Origin of the sequence: Cellulomonas gelida (assembly GCF_006538725.1) — a bacterium.
Classification (GTDB): Bacteria; Actinomycetota; Actinomycetes; order Actinomycetales; family Cellulomonadaceae; genus Cellulomonas; species Cellulomonas gelida.
Window position 1 is genome coordinate 1 of record NZ_BJLQ01000077.1, and the last position, 3,714, is coordinate 3,714.

The 3,714-nt window shown below is 74.5% G+C and carries 4 protein-coding genes; 3 read left to right on the forward strand and 1 reads right to left on the reverse strand.

What is annotated here, in order from left to right:
• From CGE01nite_RS16615 to CGE01nite_RS16625, 3 genes are all read left to right on the forward strand, one after another.
• On the forward strand, positions 1-754 hold a 754-nt coding region (locus CGE01nite_RS16615; protein ID WP_141371766.1), incomplete at its 5' end, for an asparaginase.
• A complete protein-coding gene (gene dtd, locus CGE01nite_RS16620; RefSeq protein ID WP_141371767.1) occupies positions 751-1,194 on the forward strand; it encodes a D-aminoacyl-tRNA deacylase in 444 nt (147 codons plus the stop codon). The genes CGE01nite_RS16615 and dtd, both read left to right, overlap by 4 nt.
• 892 nt (positions 1,195-2,086) lie before the next feature.
• Positions 2,087-2,635, forward strand: coding sequence for an O-acetyl-ADP-ribose deacetylase (locus CGE01nite_RS16625; RefSeq protein WP_141371768.1), 549 nt, complete (start codon positions 2,087-2,089; stop codon positions 2,633-2,635).
• 216 nt (positions 2,636-2,851) lie between these two features.
• Here CGE01nite_RS16625 and CGE01nite_RS16630 read toward each other — a convergent pair whose 3' ends face one another.
• On the reverse strand, positions 2,852-3,448 hold the full coding sequence (locus tag CGE01nite_RS16630) for an alpha/beta hydrolase family protein (RefSeq protein WP_048342011.1): 597 nt from the start codon (positions 3,446-3,448) through the stop codon (positions 2,852-2,854).
• Positions 3,449-3,714 lie beyond the last annotated feature (266 nt).

Consider the following 3,714-nt stretch of genomic DNA (forward strand, 5'->3'; position numbering starts at 1 on the left):
GCTCGCGCTCGCGTGCGCGAGCCACAACGCCGAGGCTCGGCACGTCGAGGGCGTGCGCGCGCTCCTGGCCGCGCACGGCCTGACCGAGCAGGACCTCGACAACACCCCGGACTGGCCGCTCGACCCCGAGGCCGCGTGGGCGTGGCGCGAGCAGGGCAACGGGCGTGAGCCGATCACGCAGAACTGCTCCGGCAAGCACGCGGCGATGCTGGCGACGTGCGTCGCGGCGGGGTGGCCCGTTGCGGGGTACCGGCTGCCGACGCACCCGCTGCAGCGCGCGCTGCACGCCGCGGTCGCCGAGCTCACGGGTGTACCGGTCGAGCACACCACCGTCGACGGCTGCGGCGCCGCCCTGTTCTCGACGACGCTCGTCGGCCTCGCGCGCTCGTTCGGCCTCCTCGGCCGGGCACCGCACGACTCCGGGCACGCGGGCACCCCCGAGGGACGCGTGGCGCGGGCCATGAGCACGCACCCGTGGCTCGTCGCCGGGACCGGGCGCGACGCGACGCGGTTCATGCAGGCCGTGCCGGGGCTCGTCGCGAAGGACGGCGCCGACGGCGTGTACGCCGCGGGGCTGCCCGACGGCGGGGCGGTCGCGATCAAGATCGCCGACGGCTCCGCGCGGCCCCGCGCCGCGGTGCTCGCCGCCGCGCTTGCGGTGGCGGGGGTGGACCCCGCGCTCGTCGCGCCGATCGGGGCGACCGCCGTGCTCGGCCACGGCGAGGCCGTCGGCTCCGTGGAGCCCTGCCTGTGAGGGCTGTCGTGCAGCGGGTGACGCGCGCGTCGGTCACCGTCGACGGCGCCGTCGTCGGGGCGATCGACCGGCCGGGGCTCGTGGTGCTCGTCGGGGTGACGCCCGGTGACGGTGCCGCGCAGGTCGAGCTGATCGCGCGGAAGGTCGCCGAGCTGCGGATCCTGCGCGACGAGCAGTCGGCCGCCGACGTCGGCGCGCCCGTGCTCGTCGTCAGCCAGTTCACGCTGTACGCCGACACCCGCAAGGGCCGTCGGCCGACCTGGAACTCGGCCGCGCCCGGACCGGTCGCCGAGCCGCTCGTCGACGCGGTCGTCGCTGCCCTGCGCGCCCGCGGGCTCGAGGTGGCCACCGGGGTGTTCGGCGCCGACATGGCGGTCGAGCTCGTCAACGACGGCCCGGTGACGATCCTGCTCGAGTCGGTTCCGGAGCCGGCCCCGTAGCGTCCGCGGCAGCACGGCCGCGTCGTTCCCACGGCAGCACGGAGAAGGCCCCTCGGAGTAAGCGTCCGAGGGGCCTTCTCGTGCGATCCCAGGCCGTCGGCCTTCCGGGCGGACCCGGTCGACCGTGTCGACACCCGCGAACCATGCGGTGCACCGACCTTGCGGTCCGTGCCTCGTGCGGTCCGTGTGCCATCAGCCTCGCGAGCTGCTCCGTCCACGCGCCTTGCGGTGCGTGATCCGTGCGGTCCACGCGCCTTGCGGTGCGTCGACCTCGCTGCTCTCGAGCCTGCCGGCTCCGAGCCCGGGGGCCCGGTGGTGCGACGGCGCCGCTCTGACGGTGCGGCTCCTACCCGACACCCGACGTTCCGGCGAACCGGGCCGCCGCGGGCGGGGGACTGCGATCAGCCTTCCGGTCCGGAGCAACCCTCGCGGCGTCATCCGCGAGCCTTCGGGTCTCCCCGTCGGTGTGGTCGCCCGTTCTCCGGTCGGCCCGACCTCGTCGTCCCGAGCCCGTCAGGTCCGTCCCCCGAGGGGGCCTTCTCCTGTCGGTTCCCGATCCGTCGAGGCCGATGTGAGATGTCTAGTCCTGCCGCAACGGGCCCGCAAGAGGCTCTGGGAGATTTCTTTATCCACACTTTGCTCCACACCGATATGCACAGGCCGACCTGCATGAACACGGGCTGAACACAGGCCTGTGGATCAAAGTTGTGGACAGTTCGCGTGTCGTTCACCCGGACGGGCGCCGCAGCGACTTAGCCTGGACACCGGCGAAGGCCCCTCGGAAGTAAGCGTCCGAGGGGCCTTGTCGCGTCTGCGGCCCCGCGACCGGCATCACAGCCTCGGTGGGACCGTTGACCGGTGCACATCGGGCCGATTCGGTGACGATGGGGACATGCGGATCGAGACGGTGCTGGGCGACATCACGAAGCAGGACGTCGACGTCGTGGTCAACGCGGCGAACTCCTCGCTCCTCGGTGGCGGGGGCGTCGACGGGGCGATCCACGCCGCGGCCGGCCCGCGGCTGCTGGACGCCTGCCGCGAGCTGCGCGCCGACCGGTTGCCCGACGGGCTCCCGGTGGGGCACGCCGTGGCCACCGACGGCTTCGACCTTCCCGCGCGGTGGGTGGTGCACACGGTCGGACCCAACTGGCACGCCGGCGAGCGCGACACCCCCGCCCTCGCGGCCTGTTTCCTGGCCTCGCTCGAGGTCGCCGTGGACCTCGGCGCGCACAGCATCGCGTTCCCCGCGATCAGCGCGGGTGCGTACGGGTGGGACGTCGAGGAGGTCGCGGACGTGGCGGTGCACTCAGTGCGGGCGTGGCAGGCGGGCACCGACCAGGACCGGGGCCCCGACGGTCGGCCCCACGGCATCGCCCTGGTGCACTTCGTTCTGTTCTCCCCCCAGGCGCTCGCCGCCTTCGACCGCGCCCTGGCAGCCTGACCCACCCGTTCACCGGCCTCGCCTCGCCCGGCACCAGGTGCCCGGCACTAGGTGCCCGACTCCTCGCCTTCAGCGGTCGAGCTCGGCAGTCGGGCGCGAGCTCGGCAGTCCAGACGCACGAGCTCGCCCCTCAGGGCCGAGCTCGTCGACGCGCTCGTCGGACGCGCTCGTCGGACTCGCTCGTCGGACGCTCTCGGCGGTCGAGCCGGCTGCGGGTCAGGCGGGCGAGCGGCCGAACCAGTCCAGGACGGCGGCGACCACGGGTGGGTCCGCGGGGCTGTGGTCGCCGGGGACCGTGACGAGGCGCAGGGGTCCGGGGATCGCGGCGAGGTGGTGCGCGAGCTCGTCGGGCGTGCCGAACGGGTCGCGCTGACCGCTCACGGCGAGAGTGGGGACGTCCACGTCCGGGAGGTGCTCGATGCGCAGGGTGTCCGGCTTGCCGGGCGGGTGCAGGGGGTAGGAGAGCAGCAGCAACCCGGCGGCGGGCTGTCCCTGCGCGACGGCCATCGAGGCCATCCGCCCGCCGAACGACCGCCCGCCGAGCACGAGCCGTCCCGGCTCGACGCCGAGCTCGGCCGCCCACGCGTCCGCGCGCTCGCGCAGGTAGGGGATCGCCGCCTCGGCGCGCTCCGGCCCGGGGTTGCCGCGCTCGCGGTTGGCGAAGTGCATCCGGAGCACGGGCAGCGGCGCGAGTGCCGCCTCGAGCGCGACGAGCGTGTGGTGGTCCCGGTCCGCGCTCGCGCCGGGAGTGAGCAGCACCCCGGCGACGTCCTGCGGATCGACGAGCCGCCCGCCCCGGCCCGCCGGAGCCACATCACCACCGCCAGCCACCCCGCGACCCCCAGCCATCCCGCGACCCCCCATCACCCGCGACCCCAATCACCCCGCGACCCACACAGTGACCCCGCTACCCCGGTCACATCGCCACCCTAGGGGCCGCCCCACCCTGCGACCCAGCGCTTGCTCCGGCTCAACCCCTCCGGAGCCGGAGCGTTCGCTGCCTCGTCACGCGACCCAGTGTCTGCTCCGGCTCAACCGCTCCGGGGCCAGAGTGTCCGCTGGTTGGCGTGACCCAGTGT

What these genes read in the sequence shown, in the direction of transcription:
- CGE01nite_RS16625 (WP_141371768.1), top strand. Translation starts at nt 2,087, where the DNA reads ATGCGGATCGAGACGGTGCTGGGCGACATCACGAAGCAGGACGTCGAC.